The 23,360-nt window shown below is 40.3% G+C and carries 25 protein-coding genes; 11 read left to right on the forward strand and 14 right to left on the reverse strand.

The annotated features are described in order from the left end of the window. Positions 1-3 precede the first annotated feature (3 nt). Positions 4-507 (reverse strand): GNAT family N-acetyltransferase, encoded by a 504-nt coding sequence (locus AC1DYB_RS11855; protein WP_477435105.1) that lies wholly within the window; start codon positions 505-507, stop codon positions 4-6. Between the two features lie 488 nt (positions 508-995). On the opposite strand from AC1DYB_RS11855, the gene AC1DYB_RS11860 reads away from it, so the two are divergent. Then, positions 996-1,307, forward strand: a complete 312-nt coding sequence (locus AC1DYB_RS11860) for a hypothetical protein (RefSeq protein WP_477435107.1) — start codon at positions 996-998, stop codon at positions 1,305-1,307. 78 nt (positions 1,308-1,385) lie between these two features. Here the strand turns inward: AC1DYB_RS11860 and AC1DYB_RS11865 are convergent, their stop codons facing one another. Beyond that, complete coding sequence (locus AC1DYB_RS11865) at positions 1,386-2,087, reverse strand: S24 family peptidase (protein WP_477435109.1); 702 nt, start codon at positions 2,085-2,087, stop codon at positions 1,386-1,388. Between the two features lie 188 nt (positions 2,088-2,275). Between AC1DYB_RS11865 and AC1DYB_RS11870 the strand changes: the two genes are divergently transcribed. Continuing rightward, entirely contained in the window at positions 2,276-2,470 is a 195-nt protein-coding gene (locus AC1DYB_RS11870) for a hypothetical protein (protein ID WP_477435111.1), read from the forward strand. 220 nt (positions 2,471-2,690) lie between these two features. Next, positions 2,691-3,101: a hypothetical protein gene (locus AC1DYB_RS11875; RefSeq protein ID WP_295710978.1), complete on the forward strand. Its 411-nt coding sequence runs from the start codon at positions 2,691-2,693 to the stop codon at positions 3,099-3,101. Between the two features lie 73 nt (positions 3,102-3,174). Here AC1DYB_RS11875 and AC1DYB_RS11880 read toward each other — a convergent pair whose 3' ends face one another. After that, positions 3,175-4,047: an alpha/beta fold hydrolase gene (locus tag AC1DYB_RS11880; RefSeq protein ID WP_477435113.1), complete on the reverse strand. Its 873-nt coding sequence runs from the start codon at positions 4,045-4,047 to the stop codon at positions 3,175-3,177. A gap of 162 nt (positions 4,048-4,209) precedes the next feature. Then, the gene (locus tag AC1DYB_RS11885) at positions 4,210-4,548 is read right to left on the reverse strand and encodes a hypothetical protein (protein WP_477435115.1); all 339 of its coding nucleotides are present in this window, start codon (positions 4,546-4,548) and stop codon (positions 4,210-4,212) included. Positions 4,549-4,803: 255 nt separating this feature from the next. On the opposite strand from AC1DYB_RS11885, the gene AC1DYB_RS11890 reads away from it, so the two are divergent. Continuing rightward, positions 4,804-5,115: a hypothetical protein gene (locus tag AC1DYB_RS11890; protein ID WP_477435117.1), complete on the forward strand. Its 312-nt coding sequence runs from the start codon at positions 4,804-4,806 to the stop codon at positions 5,113-5,115. A 146-nt stretch (positions 5,116-5,261) separates the two neighbouring features. Next, complete coding sequence (locus tag AC1DYB_RS11895) at positions 5,262-5,624, forward strand: helix-turn-helix domain-containing protein (protein WP_295710971.1); 363 nt, start codon at positions 5,262-5,264, stop codon at positions 5,622-5,624. Between the two features lie 195 nt (positions 5,625-5,819). Here the strand turns inward: AC1DYB_RS11895 and AC1DYB_RS11900 are convergent, their stop codons facing one another. The 3 genes from AC1DYB_RS11900 to AC1DYB_RS11910 all read right to left on the reverse strand — a co-directional run bounded on the left by AC1DYB_RS11900 (position 5,820) and on the right by AC1DYB_RS11910 (position 9,049). Further along, on the reverse strand, positions 5,820-8,054 hold the full coding sequence (locus AC1DYB_RS11900; protein WP_477435119.1) for a tetratricopeptide repeat protein: 2,235 nt from the start codon (positions 8,052-8,054) through the stop codon (positions 5,820-5,822). Between the two features lie 200 nt (positions 8,055-8,254). Continuing rightward, complete coding sequence (locus tag AC1DYB_RS11905) at positions 8,255-8,485, reverse strand: hypothetical protein (protein ID WP_295710966.1); 231 nt, start codon at positions 8,483-8,485, stop codon at positions 8,255-8,257. A 231-nt stretch (positions 8,486-8,716) separates the two neighbouring features. After that, the gene (locus AC1DYB_RS11910) at positions 8,717-9,049 is read right to left on the reverse strand and encodes a YnfA family protein (RefSeq protein WP_477435121.1); all 333 of its coding nucleotides are present in this window, start codon (positions 9,047-9,049) and stop codon (positions 8,717-8,719) included. 194 nt (positions 9,050-9,243) lie between these two features. Here AC1DYB_RS11910 and AC1DYB_RS11915 point away from each other — a divergent pair, with 194 nt between their 5' ends. Next, positions 9,244-9,483 carry a hypothetical protein gene (locus AC1DYB_RS11915; protein ID WP_295710965.1) on the forward strand — a complete coding sequence of 80 codons (240 nt, stop codon included), beginning with the start codon at positions 9,244-9,246 and terminating at the stop codon, positions 9,481-9,483. A gap of 230 nt (positions 9,484-9,713) precedes the next feature. On the opposite strand, the gene AC1DYB_RS11920 is transcribed toward AC1DYB_RS11915, so the two are convergent. Both AC1DYB_RS11920 and AC1DYB_RS11925 read right to left on the reverse strand, forming a co-directional pair. Further along, positions 9,714-9,848, reverse strand: a complete 135-nt coding sequence (locus AC1DYB_RS11920; RefSeq protein ID WP_295710962.1) for a hypothetical protein — start codon at positions 9,846-9,848, stop codon at positions 9,714-9,716. Positions 9,849-10,006: 158 nt separating this feature from the next. After that, on the reverse strand, positions 10,007-10,210 hold the full coding sequence (locus AC1DYB_RS11925) for a hypothetical protein (protein WP_477435123.1): 204 nt from the start codon (positions 10,208-10,210) through the stop codon (positions 10,007-10,009). 51 nt (positions 10,211-10,261) lie between these two features. Here AC1DYB_RS11925 and AC1DYB_RS11930 point away from each other — a divergent pair, with 51 nt between their 5' ends. Together AC1DYB_RS11930 and AC1DYB_RS11935 are read left to right on the forward strand one after the other, a co-directional pair. Beyond that, positions 10,262-11,110, forward strand: a complete 849-nt coding sequence (locus tag AC1DYB_RS11930; RefSeq protein WP_477435125.1) for a ThuA domain-containing protein — start codon at positions 10,262-10,264, stop codon at positions 11,108-11,110. A gap of 275 nt (positions 11,111-11,385) precedes the next feature. Continuing rightward, positions 11,386-12,246 carry an alpha/beta fold hydrolase gene (locus AC1DYB_RS11935; RefSeq protein WP_477435127.1) on the forward strand — a complete coding sequence of 287 codons (861 nt, stop codon included), beginning with the start codon at positions 11,386-11,388 and terminating at the stop codon, positions 12,244-12,246. A 206-nt stretch (positions 12,247-12,452) separates the two neighbouring features. On the opposite strand, the gene AC1DYB_RS11940 is transcribed toward AC1DYB_RS11935, so the two are convergent. The 5 genes from AC1DYB_RS11940 to AC1DYB_RS11960 form a co-directional block, all read right to left on the reverse strand. Then, positions 12,453-13,841, reverse strand: coding sequence for an FGGY-family carbohydrate kinase (locus AC1DYB_RS11940; RefSeq protein ID WP_477435129.1), 1,389 nt, complete (start codon positions 13,839-13,841; stop codon positions 12,453-12,455). A gap of 1 nt (position 13,842) precedes the next feature. Continuing rightward, on the reverse strand, positions 13,843-15,117 hold the full coding sequence (locus AC1DYB_RS11945; protein WP_477435131.1) for a sugar isomerase: 1,275 nt from the start codon (positions 15,115-15,117) through the stop codon (positions 13,843-13,845). 453 nt (positions 15,118-15,570) lie between these two features. Continuing rightward, a complete protein-coding gene (locus AC1DYB_RS11950; protein ID WP_477435133.1) occupies positions 15,571-17,691 on the reverse strand; it encodes a bifunctional aldolase/short-chain dehydrogenase in 2,121 nt (706 codons plus the stop codon). Positions 17,692-17,741: 50 nt separating this feature from the next. Beyond that, positions 17,742-18,821 (reverse strand): L-rhamnose/proton symporter RhaT, encoded by a 1,080-nt coding sequence (rhaT, locus tag AC1DYB_RS11955; protein ID WP_295710948.1) that lies wholly within the window; start codon positions 18,819-18,821, stop codon positions 17,742-17,744. Positions 18,822-19,068: 247 nt separating this feature from the next. Next, on the reverse strand, positions 19,069-19,896 hold the full coding sequence (locus tag AC1DYB_RS11960; RefSeq protein ID WP_477435135.1) for an alpha/beta fold hydrolase: 828 nt from the start codon (positions 19,894-19,896) through the stop codon (positions 19,069-19,071). 248 nt (positions 19,897-20,144) lie between these two features. Here AC1DYB_RS11960 and AC1DYB_RS11965 point away from each other — a divergent pair, with 248 nt between their 5' ends. From AC1DYB_RS11965 to AC1DYB_RS11975, 3 genes are all read left to right on the forward strand, one after another. Further along, positions 20,145-20,972 (forward strand): N-acetylmuramoyl-L-alanine amidase family protein, encoded by an 828-nt coding sequence (locus AC1DYB_RS11965; RefSeq protein ID WP_477435137.1) that lies wholly within the window; start codon positions 20,145-20,147, stop codon positions 20,970-20,972. A 318-nt stretch (positions 20,973-21,290) separates the two neighbouring features. Further along, positions 21,291-21,956 carry a hypothetical protein gene (locus AC1DYB_RS11970; RefSeq protein WP_477435139.1) on the forward strand — a complete coding sequence of 222 codons (666 nt, stop codon included), beginning with the start codon at positions 21,291-21,293 and terminating at the stop codon, positions 21,954-21,956. Positions 21,957-22,115: 159 nt separating this feature from the next. Further along, on the forward strand, positions 22,116-23,219 hold the full coding sequence (locus AC1DYB_RS11975; RefSeq protein WP_477435141.1) for a Gfo/Idh/MocA family protein: 1,104 nt from the start codon (positions 22,116-22,118) through the stop codon (positions 23,217-23,219). The last annotated feature ends 141 nt before the right edge of the window (positions 23,220-23,360 follow it).

Here is a 23,360-nt window from a genome sequence, read left to right on the forward strand (position 1 = left end):
AGGTCAATCAAGCCGTTTTTCATAACAGTAAAATCTTAATCCCGGCCTGAAACCCAGCCCTATTTCGCCGGCAAAAACATAGCCTAATTTGGGAAATAGATTTTGAGTAGCCTGGTTACCTGTGTTGGTATCAATACGCAGGGTTTTTATCCCCCGGCGTATGGCTTCAGATTCGGCCTGTTGCAGCAATGAAGCTGCGATTCCCATTCCCCTGTATTGTGGATCTACAGCAAGCCGGTGAGTAACAATGGCCACTTCGGTAATGTCCCAGCCTACCTGGGCATATTCAGCTTCCTGATCGGTTGTAATGGCTGTAATGCCTGCAATTTGCCCCTCAGCTTCTGCTACCCAAAGCTTCCCTTGGGTAATATCATCTATAAAAACTTCGGCGTTGGGGTAAGTATTATCCCACTGGTAATTACCTGAAGTAATCATTATCGGCACCACGCGGGAAATTAGCTGCATGATTTGTGGGATATCATTTAGTGTAGCAAGTCTGATCAGCATATAAAAAAAGGAAAAATAAATCCTGAATTGATAAAAGCAAATTTAAGCTAATTGAGCTTTAGCAGGAATTTAATTTGAGGTAATTAAAGGAAGAGGGAAGAATGCAAACAGCAGGAAGATAAAGTTTATTTTATTTAATTACTGAACGCTGTTTTGATGATATGCGTTTTGTTTGGAGCTGTGCTATTATTAGGCAGAACAAAAAAAGCAACATCGCATAAAAAAGAATATTCTGCAATGCATTGCCAACACTAAGCCGCTGAGTAACGAAATTTATAACGTTGAGTGCCATAGGTTATAGGTTGAGAGTATTTACTGATAAACAACAATATTTACCAAACTGTTTTAAAAGCTTTTAGAAATTAGCAATATTATTTTTTAACAAAAAGAACGCATGTTCATGATCTATAAATAGTGGGTGTTTTCCCCTTTGTTTATATATTTACTTTGATTTATAAGTAGTGTGAAATAAATATAAATAATAGATTATGATTCTCGAAGAATTTTTGAAGGAAATTAAGAAAGAATCTGTTGATATTGAGACTTTAACTAAACGTAATTACTACGTTCACCTTGATCGTTTGTTTAAAATGATAGCTTATGATGGCGATAGGCTTGATAAAAAACATAACCTGATGATTGGTACTTATCTACAGTATATCAATAACACCAAACGGAACGACTTTAGGGATGATTTATCCAAAGCCGAGTTGGAGGAGATCATCGAGAGCTTAAAAACAGATATTGATTGTATGATATTTAGAATGGAAAATCCTCCCGGACCCTTAAAGGAAGAGTAATCCGGGCTGATAAGCTATCTTATGCTAATTAATGTGTGTTTGTATAAAAGCTTTCCTTTATTGACCCGGCAGAGGGTACTAATGATTGTGTTTTTTATGGATATCCTTAACCAGGCAAAGTTTCTTTATATCGGCTACATTAATAGTAAAGGGGGCATATTTAAGGCGGTTCCCAACCATTTCGGTAGTATTGTCTGAGTGTGCTATTACTTCATCGGTTTTATCGCCGGCAAGCAAACGTTTGTACATGCGGTAATCGCCCCACTCGATATAGTAAACCTCGCCGGGTAATATCTTTTTATCATGAATGATCTTTAGCGCTACCCAGCAACCGTTCTCCAGGTAGGGGTACATGGAGTGCCCCCAAACAGGCAAGGCAAAATCGCAATCTTCAATACCTGGAAAATTCATCCTCCCAACCGGGTGCGAATCATTTATATCATTGTATACTTCTACACCCGATGCGGTGGCTATAATTTCATACATCGGAATCCCCTCCTCTGCTTTATTTATTGTGATATTTTCTTGATTTCGTACAGATTTATTTGTATTGATGAACTCTTTGTATTTTTCTTTAAAAATCTTCAATTTTTCTGGATCGATATTTTGTCGGCTCTTTACAATTTCGGTGATGGAACTGGGTGAATTAAAGCCCAAAGCTTCGGCCAGTTGCGCGTTGCCTGTAAATGCTTTACCCTTAAGTTGGCTATAAAGGATAATAAACTCCAGGGTTTCCGGGCGAATGGTTTTTATTTTTCCGGGTTTTGATATATCATCCATGATAATAAATATTAAAGATTTTTCTTGAATAATATAAAGATTATTCTTTATATTTGTCCTGTTGATTTTTACTAATGTAATACAAATTTAAGCAAAAACAAATTTATTACATCTGATTTAAAGAAAATAAATACAGAAATACTGTATTGGAACAAATAAAGCCTGACTTAACTAATTAAACTCAAAAGATGCATATTGCTTATTCAGCCATTCAGCACGAAGAACATCATACGGCTCAACATTCATTTATAACCGTGGATGATACTTGCCAGCATGAACCACTGTTACGCTACCTGGGTTACCAGGCCGCCTGTCAAAAACTTGACGATGAAATTGTTGCCATACAAAAATATATTCCGGGCTGGATGCCTGCTTTCAGGTAGATGTTTATCAGTAGGCAGTAGGCAGTTTGCGGTTGCCAGTAGGCAGTTATCAGTTTGCAGTTGCAGTTTACAGTAGGCAGTTTGCCAATAGACAGTTATCAGTGGGCAGTTTGCCGTTGCCAGTTTGCAATAGACAGTTATCAGTTTGCCGTTGCCGGTTTACGGTAAGCGGTCATATCCACGCTAAGATCAATAACCAATAAACTAACGAATAAATAATATGAAGATTACTCAAAAATTAAAAGACCAGCTTTGGTGGATGATCATTTCGGTTGACTATGATTATAGTCGTATTTCTATCGCTGACCACGACATCAACGACGAAACCTTAACCCTTTGGCTGGAAGATAAACAGGATTTCAAAAATTCGCTTGATGAGTGCCTGCAGCTGGATGTTAAAGCCCGCGACTTTGCCAAAATAATTAAAAGTGAAAATCTTAACAGCTATGAGGGGAGTAAGATGCATCCAACCAAAAACTTTGTTTACAAGGCACGCATCGAAATAAATACTCCTCTTAAATGGTACCAGGATGATGCTTCAATCATGGAACAGCAATGGGCCCGCGAAGCTACTTTAAAAGCTATACTTACTCAGCTTGTAGAAACAGAAGCAGCAGGGAGTTATGATTGATATATGCCAAATAGCATTTTAAACATAATTATGGGTGCTATTCTATTTGGTTATGAGTTATAGATTATAGTTGTTATTTGATATCGTTAATGGCTTTTTGCAAGAGTATATTAAACTCATTTGGTTTTTCGGCCATAGGGAAATGACCTGTGGTATGGACGATCAGTAGCTGGTAGGGGATATTGTTTTTTACAAAGCCCGTAGTGTCATTCGGCGTATTATCGCTATTGATTAAGTGGATTTTCATTTTAGCCTCTTTTAGCCTGGCCGCGGTATTAAAGCTGTTGTCTTCCATGCAGGCGATGGCAATGGTGCTATCCGTGTGGGTAACATCATTTAGTATACGTTTGCGCAAAGCAGCGTCGGTGGTTTTGTAAAATAGATATTTATTAAAATAATCGGTGGCTACTTTTTTGAAATCCTTTTTAAGTACATTTATAACCGCATCGAATTCTGCTTTATATTCCGGGGTTTCTGGTCCTGTGCTATATTCTTTAAAATTGTCAATACCTATCAACCCAATAACTTGACCAGGTGCATCTATTTTAGCCTGTACTACGATAGCGCCCGACATGGAATGACCGATAAGAATTACGTGTTTTAAATTTAACTGAGTAATTACCGAGGCAACATCTTTCCCGAAGTTGTCAACCGTCCACGAGGTTCTGTTTTTGCCCGATTGGCCGAAGCCTGGCAGGTCTATAGTAACCACCCTGTACCTTTTACTGAAAGCATCAACCTGATTGGTAAAGTAGGTTTTATTGATACACCACCCGTGCACAAATAGTAGGGTAGTATCGCCAGTACCGCTATCAGTATAAGCAATATTAACACCATTGTTTTGTACTTTTAAAGCACCATGCGACGATTTTTTGGACGGACTATTGCAAGCCGATATTGCAGCTACAGAAATTAAAAACAGAATTAAGGCAGGTATTTTTTTCATTTCAGGATCAGATTATTTATAAATATCTGATCCTGAAATTGTTTTTGCAAATGTTTAACAAAGTAAATATCCCGGCTTAATTGTCTCGCGCAAAAAGAGGTAGTTTGTAAAGAAAATGAACAATAGTTACGCTTAACGTTTTTGTGCGAAAATAGTATTAACCTATTTTACCTTCACCTGCTGTTTTTCCTGCTCCAATTGCTCCACCAGTTCTTCTACTTCGCTTACGGCTTCTGCAGGTTGACTGGCATAGTTAAGCTTACGGAAACGCCATTGGGCAAATGCCGGCTCCTGGAAACGGTTGATCAGTTTAAAAAATTTGGGAAAGTTGTGCACTTCATCCAATAGCACCCCGGTAACAATTCCGTTGTTATCCAATATCTCGCGGATGGTGTATTCTTTGTCCCTGGTAATCCAAATTTCAAAGTCACGTCTTATCTCTTCGCTTTTTTCGGGATCTATTTTGTCGTTAATGCAAATTACCTTATCTCCTGGTTTCATAATATTATAAGCGTTTTAAAGAGGCGTTTTATTTTGCATGCCAATTAATTTACCGTAAAGTTCCGCTTTTTTACCCGGAAATTAAAAGTGCAAGTTATAAATTACAATGTTTGAGACGGGGGGATCGGTTTTAACTTTAGGAGAATAGTATTAAATGTGTGTTAACCTGCTGATAGCATTGTTTAAAACTTATTGTAACCTATCAATAAGAGGAGTCGTAATAACTTATACTGTAAACAACCCTAAGTTAATTTTATGAATTCTTTTTATTTTTTTGTAATCATTGGATCGGTTGTGGTGTTTTTGATATTACAATTTGATAGGCAGCAACGCAGTAAAGTAAGGAAAACGTTACGGCAAACCAATGATGTGGAACCATTACTGATGATGCAAAGCCTGGGGCAAAAATTGGATAGATTGAATAAAGCACTTAGTAATGCTGATGCCAATATAGAGCAGCAATTTCATAAATCAACTGCCGATTACAAAGCTGGCCGTATCAGCATAGATATTTTCAATAAACATCTTAATGAATTACTGTATAGAGCCGAAGAGCGGCAAAAGTAATTTACATTTTTGAGTATATAAATATGCAAAACGGGTTCCTGTTGATAGGGGCGCTTTATATGATATATCTCAAAAAATCACTAATGAATGAATGCACGACTGCAATAATAAACAATTGAACAAATTGTTTATTATTGCAGTCGTATATGTCGGATGAAGCAATAATAAAACGGTTAAAAGTAATTGTGCAGGAACACGGCGGGCAGCTGGGTTTGGCTGGTGCTATCGGTGTTGATCAGGGCTTTATCAGTAAAGTGATCAATAAAAAGCAGGATATTAGTTATTACCTTATTCGTAAACTGTGCTTTCAGCTTAAATATTCGCCCGAGTGGCTTATTCTTGGCAGCGGCGAAAAAAAAATCAACAAGCCTGAATCGGCCAAGCTAATCACCGAAATACAAATGATGCGTACCGAGGTAGATATTTTGCAAGCCCGTATGCGCGCTTATGAAATTGAGCTGAAAGAACTACGCGCACAACTACAAAGCGGAGATAGGAAAGCGGTTTGATTGGATGACATTCAGACAAAGGATTTTCAGACTTTCGGACAAAGGATTTTCGGACAAAGGGGCATAGAAAAGAATATTATTAAAAAAGGTCTGGCTTGTTACGAGCCAGACCTTTTTTAGTAATAATTAGGGTCTTAGTATGAATGTCCGAAAGTCTGAAAATCCTTTGTCTGAATGTCCTTTGTCCCAAAAAAACTACTTGCAATATTTTGCAATAGAAGCGGGGGCTTCTTTTGAGCACAGTTCAAGTGCTTTGTTCATATCTGCACAGGCACCCGTTTTATCGTTAAGCGCTATTTTAGCCAAACCACGTTGTAAATAGGCTCTTGAGTTTTTTGAATTAAGCTGTATTGCCAGGCTGCAATCGGCAACGGCACCGGCGGCATCTTTCATGTTCACTTTGGCGGCGCCACGGTCAATATAGGTATCGGCATTGTTTGGTTCGGCTTTTAGGGCAGCTGCAAAATCCTCATTAACGCCCTGTATATCTCCCAAATAGCTTTTGGCAATACCACTGTGTGCCAATGCCCTGGCATAAGCAGGGTTAAGGTAAACGGCATTGTGATAATCATCGGCTGCGCCTGCGTAATCTTTTAAAGCCAGTTTAACATCGCCCCTGAATAAAAAAGTTTCATCGTTTGAGAAAATGGAGACAGCTTTATCCAAATCTTTCATCGCTGCTTTATAGTTCCCCTGTTTTGATGATAAAAAGCCCCTGTTTTGATAAGCTAAAGCCGAAGCATCAGAAACAGAATCAATTTTAATGTATGCATTATAATCGGTCAATGCGCCTGCAAAATCATCGCCAGCGGTTTTAAGTATGCCTCGTTTTAATAAAATACCAGTGTTTTTAGGGTCTTTAATTAAGCCTGCATTATAATCGACCATAGCACCTTTGATATCGCCTGCATAGGCTTTTGCCTCGCCGCGGTAAAGGTAAAAATTCGAGTTCGCCGGGTTTATTCCGATAGCAGCTGTAAATAACTGTATACCGTTTGAAGTGTATTTATAAAAGTTGTTTACTTTACCTAAACGGGCGTAGCCATCTTCTTTTTTAGGTGCAATGGATAATAGTTTTTCAAAATCCCTTACCGCGCCCACTTTATCATTCATTTTATCTTTTTCTATAGCGCGGTTTAGGTATGCGTAGGTATAATTGGGGTTTATCTGTATGGCTTTGCTATAATCATTTATAGCGGCAGTCATATCGCCAAGATCGCGATGCGTATCACCGCGTACCAGGTAGGCTTCATCACTTTTGCTGTTGATAGCTATAGCCAAAGCCAGATCGGCCATAACACCGGTAGTATCCTTCATGGCCAGTTTTGCCTTGCTGCGACTTATATATGCATTTAAACTTTTAGGATCCAATGATATGGCTGTATCAGCATCAAGTTTAGCACCGTGGGCATCCTTCATTGATAGTTTTACATATGAACGGCTTTGGTAAGCTTCAGACGTTCGGTTGCCAAGCGCTATCGACTTATTGAAATCGGCTATTGCTTTATCATACTCCTTTATATTGCTTTCAACCAGGCCACGATAAAGGTAAGGCTCGCTAAGCTGCGGATGCTGATTAATTGATTTATTAAAGTAATCAAGCGCACCCAGGCTATCGCCCATATTGTTTTCGGCATTTGCCAGGTATAGGAATACATTTTTAAGTTGGGGATTTAGGGATGCCGCTTTTTTATAATCTTCAACAGCTCCTTTAAAGTCCTGGATATTGCCTTTTGAATTTCCGCGATAAAGATAGGCTTCGGCATTTTGTGGGTTCATTGTAATAGCCAAAGTGTAATCAACAATAGCCCCTTCGTTATCGCCCATGCTTGCTTTTGATCCGGCGCGATACTGGTAAACAGCCGATTTTTGTGGATTTAGTTTGATGGCAATATTATAGTCATCCACAGCGGCGGCATAATTACCTTTATTGTTTTTTGCAAGTCCGCGGTACTCATATATTTCGGCGTTGTTGGGTGCATACTGCAAGGCAATGGTGAAATCGGCAATGGCACCTGCATTATCATTTAAGTTTGATTTTGCGTTACCGCGATAGAGGTACATCTCGCCGGTTTTTGGGCCCAGCGCAATGGCGCGGGTAAAATCTGCAATTGCAGCCTGGTAATCCTGAACGCTGCTTTCGGCATTTGCTTTATAATAGTAGGCCGTGGTAAAGTCGGATTTAATTGATAACGCTTTGGCATAGTCGGCAATCGCCGCTTTGTAATCCTTCAGGTTTCCGTTGGCATTGGCACGATAAAAATAAGCATCGCTATTTTTATCATTTAACTGAATGGCCCGGGTAAAATTATCGATAGCACTTTTATAATCCTTTGCATTAGCACTCGCGTTTCCGTTTTGGATGTAGGTAAATGCTGTTTGTGCAAATGAAGATAACGGAAAGAGGATAAGGAATAAGACTTTTTTCATTTACGGAGTAGCGGTTGATCAAATATCAATAAAAAAAACAATATTGATATAGCAAAGCACATACCGAAAGTTAACGCGCCGGAATTGGGATTAAAACGCCAAACACAAAAAGCTGTAGTAGAAATTTGGGGCACAAGAACCCCAATTGAGTCAATACTTTAATCCGGATTGAAGGTTAAGTAATGTTTCTGTTATAGGCTCTAATAATATGATGCCTCGTTTTTTTTATCAGATATATTTTGATTGCGTCTTTTGCCATACGTAATTGCAACTGTGCAAATCAAAATGCAAATGATCAATCCAATTTCGATGCCAAGACGAATTAATGGTATATGGCCCGGGTTACCTGCTAGTAAGATTCCGGCATCCGGAAGCAATAGTCCGGCTAAGGGGAAACAGAAAAACATTCTTAATATTATTAATTTTTCCATAATTATTAACATTTAGTATGGTAATGTAAATATAGTGATTGTTTTGTTATTATTTAAATAAATAATAAAATCAGCTATAGTACAAACCACGTAGCATCTTTGTTTGCCCTTTGACTGCTTTTTTTTAATTTAATTTTTAAGGGAAGGATAAACTCCCATGGCAAATGAGGCTATCATTTAGCCAAATCTATATTACAATTCATTTAAGTAAGTTTTATGAAGTAAGAGAAGTTACTTTCCCCGTGGCATAAAAATGATAATACAGGCACCCGCTACAGCTATTACCGCGCCTATGATATCATATTTATCGGGTTTAAAATCATCTACCCGCCAGGCCCATATTAGTGCCATTAATATAAAAATACCACCATAAGCTGCATAAACACGCCCGAAACCCGCCGATTGCCAGGTAGCTATTACACCATAAAGCGCCAGTATAATACCCCCGATAATACCATACCACCAGGGTTTATCCTCCTTGAGCCACAGCCAAACAAGGTAACCTCCGCCAATTTCGCAGAGGCCGGCAAGAACAAAAATTGCTATCGATTTGAGGATATTCATATTTATGATGGCTGATTTTTATAACAGTAATGGTTTAAAAATCAGCAAATGTAATGTATGCTTATATATTTAAAATGTTTCCTGTCTAAATGTTTTCTCTCCGTTAAAACACTGAATTTTCAATGGGTTAAAATACGGGTGTTATTGGGCTTGCAGGTAAGTGGGTTACCCTATAAGTTTGTATAAACATTATTATGGAAGCTTTTGAATTATTAATAGGTGAAAAAACATATAAGATAATCAGAGTAGATACTGGTAAAACTACCTTTAGTGTTTTTAGCCATTCCTCGTTTCATACCATCACCAAAACAAATTTTTACGGCTGGGTAGTTATTGAGCACCGTTTCGGTGATCATCAAATACCATTGCAGCAAATAGGAAAAGGTATAGATGAATACTTAGCTAAGGGTATTGAAGCGCACTTTAATCTATAATTTATTTATAATAATCAATAAACTTAACTGAGATTTTTTATGATTTAACCAATTTGAAAATATTATTTTCTTTTTGAGTATATTATTTGCTTTTTATTTTCTAAAGTTGTAAATTGTACTTAGCAAATGGTTAAATATGGAAGAATTGGAAATTTTCAGAATCTCCGCGGTACATATCCGCTGGGCGTTTCGTCCCTTTTAGCCACGTTTACATTGAGTTTTTTTTGTTGTTAAGCATGTTTATTTGTACTGCTGGTATTGGTATGGCCAAAAGCAGCAAAAGGCAATAGTATAACAGTAGCCTGATGGTATTGATCATAAGGCAGCTGAAATGCCTGTAATATGCTTACCTGTTTAGCACCCATTTATAAACTTATATTTAATACCCCATGCCTGGTTATATCTTAACCGGGCATTCTTATTTGAATAAATGAGCAATTTTGAGCGTAAAATCCACCAGATAAAAAGGGTAAATTCCGAATGGTGATTGAGTAATACTGCTTGCATTTTTGCAAATCTCCTGTTATACTTTTGAGTAATAAGTTATGTATAGGGGCAATAACTTAGGAGCAGCCATTTGTAGTAATACAACGGCTGTTTTTTTATTTATAGTGTAACCAATTAAATAGGAAGCTACTGATTGGTAGTGATTTTCACGATTTACGGCTTTGGTTTCCTGCTGTTGTTGCCCTACATTACCTCTCAACCCATATTCTGCCACTTTCATTAAAGTAAAAAGATTTAGTTTTATACAACAATTAGCAAATCAACAAAAATTATGACCACACGTATCTCAAAATTTGCAGCCCAGGCAATTGTGCTTTGTATAATTTGTTTAAGCTTTTATACTGCCGGTGCACAAAACACCAGGCCCTTTAAGGTGATTGCCTTTTATACTGGCCGTAACGATAAAGCGCATATCAGTTTTATGCATGAAGCCAATAAACGCTTCCCCGAGATGGGAAAGAAATACAATTTCACCTACGATTCTACCAAAAACTGGAGCAATATGAACCCGGAGTTTTTGGCTAAATACCAGGTGGTGCTGTTTTTAGATACCCGGCCAGATGATGCCGATCAACGGGCCGCATTTGAACAATACATGAAAAAAGGGGGTGCCTGGATGGGATTTCATTTTTCGGCATTCGCGCTTACGCCGTCAGATTATCCGCAAAATTGGGATTGGTATCATAATGAGTTCCTGGGTGCTGGTCAGTATGTAAGTAATACCTGGCACCCCACATCGGCTATTTTGCGGGTAGAGGATACTAAGCACCCGGTAACCAAAGGCTTGCCGGCAACATTTAAAACACAACCAAACGAATGGTACCGCTGGGAACATGACCTGCGTAAAAATCCGGATATCGATATATTACTATCTATTGATTCAACCAGTTTTCCGCTTGGTAACGGGCCAAAGCCACACGAAATATGGCACAGTGGATACTACCCGGTAGTGTGGACTAATAAGAAATACCGCATGGTTTATTTTAACATGGGGCACAATGATATGGATTATGATGGTGGCACCAACAGGTCTCTTTCCCAAACATTTGATAACGATACGCAGAATCAGTTGCTGATAAATGCTTTACTGTGGTTAGGTAGGGGGAAGGAGGTGAAATGACGTTTTAAAAAGTTTTGTCATCCTGAACGCAGTGAAGGATCTATTTGCAGACTGTACAGGGCGAAGAAGCATGGCGAACAACAGATCCTTCACTGCGTTCAGGATGACAAAAAGTTTTTTTGCAAAACTCGTCGTGGGTAACGGAAATGAAGCATCTATTGCGCGCCATACAAATCTGAGTTGAATAGTTCGTAAATAGCTGCTCCGCGATACTCGGATTGACATTTTTTTTAATCTAACTATACTTAGCTACCTTAGCTTCCTGAACATGCTTCATGAAGAAACTAAAACTGCTATACAGGCATATCCTGGCTTTAGAGAATAAAGAAAATCAACACCTCACCGACATGCTTTGGGAGTTGATCTGCTACTCGCCAAAAATGTTGCCAAGACTACAGCAACAAGTTTTGTTGGATGAAGCAACGAGGTTTAGCCTGGAAGTTGATGATCCGCATTTTAGCAGATCGATATTAAAGTTTAACGGTTTTATTTGGGGTAATGGCAGCCGAAAGGTATTAATTACTCATGGCTGGGGCTCAAAAGCAATCGACTTTGATGAGGTGATAGCGGGTTTGAAAACCGTTGAAGATTTACAGATCATAGCCTTTGATGCACCGGGTAATGCCAGTTCGGAAGGAGAACTATCCAACCTAATCCTTTTTGTAAAGGCAGCAAAAGCTGTGATCGAAACTTACGGTACTCCCGATGTGCTGATCGGGCACTCGCTTGGTGCCATGGCTAACATAATCGCCATGAACGAATCCGGCGCTAAACCGGCATTGCAGATTAGTATTGCGCCACTGATCAAACTCAAAGAAAACTTTATCGCCACGATGGACTCGGTGGAAGCTCCTGCTTCGGCAAAGGAAAAGTTTTTTGAAGCTTTTGAAACACTGTTTGAGTTAAAAGCATCTGATTTTAACCTTAATGATCTTTATAAAGATAGCCCAGCTATTAAACACTGGCTGGCATTTGACCAGGACGATAAAATTTCGCCGTACAATTATTTGCGGGAGTTTTTAAGCGCTCATCCTGATATTTTAACAAAGGAGTACGTTGGTCTTGGGCATGAGCGGATCATTAAAGACGCTGGGGTTGTTGGGGATATTGTGGGTTTGGTAAAGGAGCTACGATAATAAATTATGTGATTGCGAGGTATGAAATCAAGTGGACTCTGAAGGAGAAATGACGTTTTAAAAAGGTTTGTCCTGCTAGGAACGAAGGATCTATTCGCAGACTTTACAGGGCGAAGAAGCATTGCGAGTAACAGATTCTTCAAATCATTCAGGATTGACAAAAGCTTTTTGCTAAAAATATCATTGGCAGCGTAGCAATTGGCAGGTTACACTACCTCATCATGCACTCCAGAATAATACTTCAGCTCAATTAAATCATGCGGCAACGGTTTGGTATTCCAGCATTGATGAACTGCCAGGGCCGTACCCACAGCTGTAGCCTGGGCCATTGAGGCAGCGTAAACCTCCAATTGTGGAAACGCGAGCGCCAGCAGGTGCATAAATACACTGTTTTTGCTAAATCCGCCATCAACAAATATCCTTTGCACTTTGCATCCTTGCAGTATGTAGTTGGTTGATATGGTTTGCTGGTTAACTATATCTATCATTAATTGATGGTAGGCTTCTATATCAGTACTAAAGTCATTTAAGTTGCGCTGTTCAAAAACAGATTTTTGTAATTCGCCTTCCTGTTTTTGACTGTGTAACGTAGTTTGTTTATTAAGCTTTGCTATAACCGCAGGATCATAGTTGATGGTGCGGTAAGCTATCTGATCCTGGTTAAAGTGGGTGGCAATTCGTTTTATCTGTTGTTCGTATTCGTAACCGGTGAAAAGTCGCGATGCTTTAACGGGGCTGCCTTTATATTGCAGGTAGTTAAGGCAATCGTTTTTTAACTCATCGGCTGTAAGCGGTGTTTGGTTAAATGGGTTTAAGCTGATAGACCACGTGCCGGTTGATATAAGCACAAAAGGCATATTAAAACTCACCAAATAGGGGATAAGCGCCGCAGAACTGTCATGCAAGCCTATGCCCACACAAAAGGTACTTCCGGGGAATACAGAAGGCAATACACTATCGGCGGGTTTTAAGGGTGCCATTTTAGGGAGTATGCCTTCATCACTAACCCAGCGGTGGTAATTGTTGCTGCCAAAATCCCAAAGGGCGGTATGGCAGCCGATGCTGGTAAGATCGGTAACCATCTGACCGCTGAGCAGGTAACTCATATATTGCGGCAGGTGCAGGGCATATTTTAGCTTTTTGAAAACCTCGGGCTGCTGGTATTTAAGCCGGTAAAGCTGCAAGCCCGAGTTGAGGTTACCCAAAACGGGCGAGGCAGTTTCACGTGCAAACCGGGCTTCATCGCCATAGGTTTCATAAAACTGCCTGCCTAATTCTGGTGGATATGGTTTAAGGTAATTATATAATGGGGTTAGTGGCGTTCCATCTTCATCTACGTAAACAAAACTTGCCCCGTAGGTAGAGAAGTTAACCGCTTTTAAATCAAACTCTTTATGCTTGAAAATTTCGCGCAGCGAATCAAATACCGATAAGCGCAAGCTATCGAGATTTTCACACGGGTCGCCGTCCTCGTCGTGGGTTTCCAGGAAGCGGGCCGTCCGTTCAAAAACTATCTTGTAGTTCTCGTCAAACAGGAACAGCTTCTTGTTGGTTTTGCCAACATCAAAAACAGCTATTACGGGTATTTGCGCCATATTATAATCCGGTTGATACTGCCTTTGCTCCCCGTTCTTTAATCAGTTGGTTACGGACCGCCTGTTGCCTGTATAAAGCCAACGGATCTAATACGCCGCCGGCACGTAAACGTGCCTCTGCCAGTAACGAACGAACATCTGTACGGTAGGCATGCTGTAATATCTCCTGGGCTTTTACTACGTCATTGTCTTGCTGCGCCTGTTTTAAAGCGGTTACATCAACCAATAAGGCTTGTGCATAAGCTATTTTGATAGCCTCAACAGATTGGATCAAGTCCTCAATTGGGTCTTTCACATTGTGCGATGCATCTATCATCCAGCCTATAGCAGTAGCATGGTTCATTCCGCGTGCATCCATACCTTCTACCAGTTCGTTAAATATCAAGAACAACTGATATGGGTTGATACTGCCAACGGTAAGGTCATCATCGCCGTATTTAGAATCGTTAAAGTGGAAACCGGCCAGCTTGCCCTCCATCAGCAATAAAGAAACTATTTGCTCAATATTAGTACTACCCAAATGGTGACCTAAATCCACCAAAGTTTGTGCCTTGCTGCCTAATTTGGATGACAATAAGTATGATTGCCCCCAATCGCCAATGGTGGTGGAGTAAAAGTTTGGTTCGTAAGGTTTATATTCTACCCAAACTTTCCAATCGGCAGGTAAGGCTTCGTAAATTTCCTGCAGGCTTTCCAGTGTGCGTTCAAAAGCGCCACGCATATTTAACTGACCGGGGAAATTTGATCCATCAGATAACCAAACAGACAAAGCTTTTGAATCCAGCTCAACGCCGTATTTGATCACCTCGATGTTGTGGGCGATAGCTTGCTTGCGTACAGCTTTATCTACATGGTGTAATGAGCCATATTTGTAACTGAGTTCCTGCGATGCCTGGTCCTGGAAGGTGTTGGAGTTAACAGCATCAAAGTGTAAACCTAATTGGGCAGCATGAGCCTTAATATCAGCAGCATTCTTTGGGATATCCCATGGGATATGCAGCGATATGGAATTACTGCTTCTGTTTAAGGCGTGGATCAAACCCACATCCTCTATTTTTTCTTCCAGACTGCGCGGTTCGCCACCACCAGAAAAACGACCAAAACGGGTACCGCCGGTGCCCAAAGCCCAGCTTGGTATAGCTATATTAAAATCAATTAACTTTTTTAGAATAGTATCCAGTCCGTTTACATCAGCGGCAATAAAATCAAACTTGCGTTGGTGCGCTGTTTGGTGCTGGTGATTATATTCTTCGATTATGCTCTTCTCTAATTGCATTGTTATCGGTTTATAATTTTTCAAGAATGATGTCATTGCAAGCGTGCCTCGCAATGGCAAGTTGTAGAATCCAGACTTACGAAGTTTTTAAAACTTCGTAAGTCTCAAACTTTACCGAGTCATCCCGAATTTATTTCGGGATCCCACATGCTAAGTTTCCAGCATGTTGTAGGCCTGTCCTGTGGGATGCCGAAACAAGTTCGGCATAACATTTTGTTTTATTTAAAGTCCTTTGTCCTATGACAAGTTGCAGGATCCAAGACTTACGAAGTTTTTAAAACTTCGTAAGTCTCAAACTCTACCGAGTCATCCCGAATTTATTTCGGGATCCCAAATGCTGAGTTTTCAGCATGCTACAGACCCGTCCTGTGGGATGCCGAAACAAGTTCGGCATGACATTTTGTTTTATTTAAAGTCCTTTGTTCTTCGTCCGAAAATCCTTTGTCCAAAAATCTATCTCACAAACGCCATCGCTACACCGCCGTCAACATTCAACACGTTACCAGTTGATTTGTTGAGCAGGCCGCCGGTAAAGGCAAAACAGGCATCAGCAATATCGGCAGGTAAAATGATCTCGTTCAGTAAGGTACGCTTTGCATAGTAAGCAGGCAATTCGGCTACGGTAATACCATAAGCTTTTGCACGACCTTCGGCCCAGCCGCCAGCCCATATATTGCTGTCGCTGATAACGGCGTCGGGATTTACCACGTTCACGCGGATACTGTCGGCACCTAACTCAGCAGCATTTAAGCGGCTCAGGTGCAGCTGCGCGGCTTTAGCCGATCCGTAACCGGCATTGTTTGGTCCGCTAACCAGGGCGTTCTTACTTACTATGTTGATAATGTCGCCACCGATAGCTTGTTTTTTCATTACAGCGACGGCTGCCTGTGTAACAAAGAACTGGCCCTTTACCAATACATCATAAAGCAGATCCCAATCTTTATCCGTGTGGTCGGCAATTGATTTGGAGATGGATAGGCCGGCGTTATTGATCACAATATCAACCCCACCAAAAGCCAGGGCCGCAGTTTCTAAGGCAGCGTTGATCTGTTCGCTGTTGGTAACATCAAGTACCGCGGTGGTGTATGAATCTTTACCATATTGTTTTTTAAATTCTTCACCGGCGCTGTCTAAACGTTCGGTATTCATGTCATTTAATATCACTACAGCGCCTTCGTCAACAAATTTTTTGGCGATGGCTTTACCTATGCCACCCGCACTGCCTGTTATAAGGGCAATTTTACCGGATAAGGCTTTAGGTTTTGGCATGCGCTGTAATTTAGCTTCTTCCAATAACCAGTATTCTATATCAAAAGCCTCCTGGCGCGGTAATGAGGTATACTCTGATATGGCTTCAGCGCCCTTCATTACGTTGATGGCATTGGTATAAAACTCGGCAGCAACACGGGCCGTTTGCTTGTCTTTAGAGAACGAGAACAAGCCAACCCCCGGATACAGGATGATCACCGGGTTGGTATCCCTTATAGCAGGGCTGTTATTGTGTTTACAGGTGTTGTAATAATCAGTATACATTTGGCGGTAGGCTTCAAATGCAGGGGTAAGGCGTTCCTGTAATGCTTTCACATCGCTCAGGTCCTCGCCCGGTTCAAGCTCCAATACCAGCGGACTGATCTTGGTGCGCAAAAAGTGGTCGGGGCAGCTGGTACCCAATGGTGCCAAACGGCCAAGATCATTGGAGTTAATAAACTCAAGTACCCGCGCATCATCTGTAAAATGACCAATCATGTGCTTTTGACTTGAGCAAAAACCACGCAGAATAGGAGCAATGGCTGCAGCTTGCTTTTTACGGCCGGCCTCATCAAGGCTATCAATTTTTTGGCCGCCAAAAACAGGGGCCTTTTTGCCATAGTTTTCTTCCAGGTATTCGGCACAGCGCTCAATTACTTCAAGCGTGTTGATGTAGCTTTCGTAGGCGGTATCGCCCCAGGTAAATAACCCATGCGAACCCAACATAATACCACGGATGCCCGGGTTTTCGTCAAGACATTGCTTTAATTGCAGGCCCAGCTCAAAGCCTGGTTTTTTCCACTCCACCCAGCCAATGGTACCGTTAAAAAGTTCCTGGGTTATCTTTTTACCATCTTTAGCTGCCGCGATAGCTATGGCTGCATCAGGATGCAGGTGATCTATATGTTTAAAAGGCAAGAATCCATGAAGCGGGGTATCGATTGACGGCGCCTTGGAGGCCAGGTCATAAATGCAATGGTTAAATAGCTCCACCATTTCGTCTTCATACGCCACGCCGCGATAAACGTTTTTGAGGCTACGCAGTCGATCTACATAAAGGGCTGCTAAACCGCTTTTTTTAAGGGTGCCTATATCACCGCCCGATCCTTTGATCCACATTACTTCAACATCGCTACCGGTTAGTGGGTCTTTGGACGTCACTTTACAAGAGGTATTGCCACCGCCGTAGTTGGTTAACCTAAGATCGGCACCCAATAAGTTTGATCGGTATATTAATAATGCTACTTCATCACCGGCAAGCTCGGCTGCTTTTGCATCATCCCACAGGTAGCTTACGTGCTTAAATTGTGTTGTTTTAACAGACATATGTTTAATTACTGAATTATTGAGTTAACGATTTATTTTAATATTGATTTTTACTTTAATGAATTGCCATAGCCTACCACAAGTACTGATAATGTAATTACTAAAATGCCGGCTATTACTGTTGCAAAGGCTTTTTTGCTTACGCCCTTCCATTCTTTAAGTACCAGGCCCCACATGTTGGCCACTAAAATAATGAAGGCCATGTGCAATATCCATGAACTGGCGCCATTGCCCATTTTGCTTTCGCCCATACCGTAAAAAAAGAACTGCAAAAACCAGGTGGTACCCGCCAGTGCTGCAAACAGGTAGTTTTTAAGCAGCGGCGTTTTTTTATCGGTATAATTATCAAACGTTTTATTACGGATGTTTAGCACCATACACCATATAAAATTGGTGGTTAGCCCGCCCCATAGTATAATAATATAGGTAACATTGTTTTGATACAAAAAGTTACCCTGGTTTGGATGTGCGGCCTGCCAAAGGTGGTTAGCGGTATCGGCCATGGTTTTACCGGCCTCAATCCCAAAGTTGAAACAGGCACTCAATATGCCCGATACTATGGCAACCAAAATACCCAGCCCAAAGCGGTAATCCTTATTTTCCTGGGCTATAGTTTTATCGGCAGAGAGTTCTTTTTCTTTCATCATACCGGCCTTGCCGCATATAACAATGCCCACTACGCAAAGCAAAATACCCAATAATACCATTTGGCCCCATTGGTTATGCACCATCATGCTAAAGGTATCTTTACCTGCTTTTGGAAAAAAATCATAGTATACTGATGGTATGAGTGCCCCAAATACAGAGCAAAGCCCAAGTATTATGGTACTACCCAATGAAACCCCCAGGTAGCGTACTCCTAAACCATAGGTGAGCCCCCCAATGCCCCAGAGCAAGCCCATTAAATAAGTCCACCCGATAACGGATGTGGTGGTATGGGTTAGTATATCTGTAAATCCCGGAATTGTTAACCATGCTGCCAGCGGAGGTACAATAAACCAGGAAAAAATGCCGCCTACTATCCAGTAGCTTTCCCATGCCCATCCTTTAATTTTTTTGTAGGGGATGTAAAAGCTCCCCGAGGCAAAGCCGCCGATAAAATGGAAAATAACTCCAAAAATAATTTGCATACAATAGTTGGTTTTAATTGGTAATGCTAATCTATGGATTATATGATTTGGAACTGTCCTTGTCTGTCATGGATTAGGAAGGTTTGGAGCGTGTGTTGCCGGGGATAGCGCGGCAAAATTCGATAACTTAGTTTTGGGGAAGAAGTTAGGTCACTCGTTATTTTGCCTTAAAACAAAATAATGCTATACCCTTAAATGAATAGATTCATTTAAGGGTATAGCATTAGCAGCTTTTTAATTTCAGTATCTACCTTTTATTAAAAGGCTGTTCAAAAAAATCATCAACCAGCTTATTAAAATCATCCTTATGTTCGGCAAGGGTTGGGTGGCCAGAGTTGGGTACTATCCACAGGTATGCTTTAGGGATGTTTTGTGATATAATTACGGTGTGCTCGGTTGGGATCACATCATGGTCGCCACCAATAATAAGGGAGGGGCATTGTATTTTCTTTAGTTCGGAGAGTTTGATATTAGGCTGAAACCAATCGAGCAGGAAAATCTTCCAGTCGTTTTTTTCTTTGGCGGTTTTCCAAACGGTGTTTTTGTTTTTATTGTATTGTATTTGTTCTTCTTTCCAATACTTAGGAACTATCCCGGTTGAATCGGGCCAGAGGTTTGCGCCTGTTGAGGCCAGTTTTATTACCTTTTTAGGATAACGCATGGCCAGTTCAAGCGCATTGATGCCGCCATCGCTCCAGCCTATCACATATGCCGAGTCGATGTGCATTACATCAAGTAAACCTGCAAAATCATCAGCCATCATCTCAAAACTCAGGGAATCGCGCATATCAACAGATTTTCCGTGCGCTCGGCTATCAACAGCTATTACTTTATATTTTTTGGCAAAATAGGGAATGTTGTTTTTAAACGCGCTCATCTTATCGCCGTTTCCGTGAATTAGCAGCAGCGGTTTACCGCTGCCATAAGTTTCGGTATATAGTTTTACACCACGTACATCATAATATTTACCTGCGGCAGCATTATCGCCATAAGGTATCTGTTTTTCCTGGCTGCAGCCGATTTGTGCAAATGTAGTGGATATCAACAGGGTAAATAGTAGTTTCTTTAAAGACATAATAACTTATGGTTTGCGGGTTACTTTTAAACAATAAATATAAAATTAAAGGTTCGTAAAAATAGCGTCGCTTTTAGGATTTGCTGTTGTTTTTAAAATTTGTAAAACAATACATACCTAACTTGCTAACTAATACTACCTTTGCGAAATTTAATTAATCATATATTTAAACCATGTGCGTCAAACAATATCTTAATTGTACCATTTATAGATAAAATGTTTACAGTACTTATCCTTATATATTATTCATGCCTGCCACTTGCATAAAAAGTACCAATATCCCTGCATTTTTTTGTTTTATACTCTGCTTCTTAGTCGCAAGTAGTTCATTTGCGCAACAGACGGATAGCAGCAAACCGCTTGCCGGTCGCTTTAAATTTAAAACGTTAATTATTGATGCCGGGCATGGCGGTAAAGATCCTGGCGCTCATGGAGCTTATTCAAAAGAAAAGAATGTGGCGTTAAGCATCGCAAAAAAACTGCGCGACCTGGTGAATGATGAAATGGCTGGTATTAAAATAGTTATGACCCGCAGTACCGACGTTTTTATTGAACTGCATAAACGTACAGATATAGCCAATAGCAATAACGGGAACTTATTTATATCTATCCATTGCAATTCATCCCCGCAAAAAAGAGCTACAGAGCATGGTACTTTATTGTTGGTTTATGGTTTTCACCGCAGCCAGGAACAACGCGAGGCCCTGCGCGAGAACGCGGCCATCTACATAGAAAAGGATTATAAAAATAAGTATAATGGTTATGGCGAAGATAATGTGGTTAACACCATTGTATTGAACGCTTTTCAGCAAAAATACCGCAAGCAGAGTATCCAGTTTGGCGATTTGATAAACCGCGAATTTAAAAAGACCGATGGCCGCCACAGTTATGGTGTAAAAGAGCAGGGCGTGCTGGTGTTGGCACAAAGCGGGATGCCGGCCGTATTGGTAGAGACGGGTTTTATTAATAACCCGGCCGATGAAGATTATCTTAACTCCAACGACGGGCAAAATGCAATTGCGAGGTCCATATTGCGCTCATTGAAGGAGTATCGGGATAACCTGGAGGGGAGATAGGATTGATTAAAGCCTCGTCAATCATTCATATTAACTTCACATGCTATAATTAAATTATAAGCAGATTATACTTCTCCCGGTATTGACATTTACTTTCAATTATTTTATGACGTTAATGCCGCTCGCGCCCGCTGGTATTAAGCGTATGAAAGCTACCCCCGAAATTTAATTATTGGCTTAAGAAAACCTGATTTAACGCCACTTAATGCCTTATATTATTCCAATTTATCCAAAAAAATATTTATTTAATAATAGTCATTTTGATAAAATATTGAATATTAAAAGCCGTTCCTACTGCTCAACAAACTAACAATCACAATGAAAAAAATCCTGCTTTTAATTCCTGCATTTTTATTGGCTTTTCAAATTTCAAAAGCCCAAACCGAAAAAGGTTCACAAACACTCGGACTCGATTTGGGGTTCAGTCATGCAAGTTCAAATAACTCCTTTATCACCCCCGGAAGTACTGTAGTTTCAAACCTGAACGGCAAACGTACAAGTTTTCTTATTGGTCCTAATTACAGTTATTTTATAGCCGATAAACTGGATCTTGGCACAAATTTGTATTATGCTACAGGTAATCAAACCAATGGTAGTAATTTGGTCACAAGACAACATACAACAGAATATAGTGCTAAAGTGTTTTTAAGAAAGTATTTTATGTATAACGATAAAATAGGGATACGTACCGGCCCTTATATTGGTTATGGCAGGAGTAACTATAAGTTTACATATGATGATCCTAACTATGCCGGCAGTAATACTAACAGTAAAACAGATGGTTATATTGCTGGTGTAAACCTTGGTTTGGTATACTACCCATCAAAGAAATTTGGGGTTGCTGCTACATTGGCTGATCTTAACTACAACCATTATAAATCTAAAGATCCAAATGGCCAGCAAAGCGGAAGTGGTGACAGCGTAGATCTCAGGTTAATTTCAAACGACATCGCAATTTCAGTTTTCTATACGTTTGGTAAATAAGCTAATGATAATTTAATAATGAATGGGCAGGATGTTTACCCATTCATTATTAAATATTAAGCTTTTTAAATTCATCAAACAATATTCCAGATTAACTTGTATTTTTATTGACTAATAACCTATTAAGCTCATTAACCTAATTCTACTTAATCAATTAAAATGGCTTCAATAAATACATCACGCAGAAATTTTATCCGTAATGCTTCTGTAGGTTTTGGCGCGTTGGCGTTGGGGCCGGCATTGTCACAGTTTGCTATGGCTAAACCCGGCAAAAAACTGGGTATTGCTTTGGTTGGTTTAGGGAGTTACAGCGGTGGGCAACTGGCACCGGCCCTCCAAAAAACAAAAAACTGCTATTTGGCAGGTATTGTTACGGGTACGCCATCAAAGGCAGTGGATTGGGCCAAAAAATATAATATCCCCGAGAAGAACATCTATAACTATCAAAATTTTGATACTATTGCCCAAAATCCGGATATAGATATAGTATATGTAGTGCTGCCGGTATCTATGCATAAAGAATATACTATCAGGGCGGCACAGGCAGGTAAGCATGTTATCTGCGAAAAGCCCATGGCCCTTAATGCAAAGGATTGTGAAGAAATGATAGCCGCATGTAAAAAGGCTAACCGTTTATTATCTATTGGTTATCGCTTACACTTTGAGCCTCATACTATTGAGTTGATGCGGTTGGGCCAAAAGCAGATTTTTGGAAAAGTTACCAGTATTGAAACAGGTAATGGCTTTACCTACAATGGCGATCCTAACGCCTGGCGCTTAAAAAAAGCCCTGGCCGGTGGGGGAGGATTAATGGATATGGGAATTTATTCCATCCAGGGTTCTCGTTATACCCTGGGGCAGGAACCTTTGGCTGTAAAAGCTACCCAGGAGAAAACCAGGCCCGATTTTTTTAAAGAGGTTGATGAAACCGTTTTTTGGGAACTGAAATTCCCGGGCGGGCAAAAAGTTACCGGGAAATCCAGCTATAACCATGATTGGGGCTACCTGAAGGTACAGGCCGAGCGCGGTAAGTTTCAGCTTGAACCGGCCTACGGATATGGCGGTATTGACGGCTTTACCAGTAATGGTCCAATGAACTTTCCGCAGATAGTACAACAAGCGGCCCAAATGGATGATTTCGCCAGCTGTGTAACCCGCAATATACAAAGCCGTGTACCGGGCGAGGAAGGCCTAAAAGATATGAGGGTGGTTGATGCCATTTACCGTAGCCTTGACTCCGGGAAGTGGGAAAATATAGGGTAGGTGTATTGCCGAAATTGAATATTTTGGTTAGCTAACGCCCTTAATACTATGAGTTTACTCTATAAATACCACTAAATTAGTAGTGTTTTGTCATACTATTCTAAAAAAAAGATGTTTAAACATTTATTTATAAATAATTCA

The organism is Mucilaginibacter sp. P2_A4, assembly GCF_056405015.1.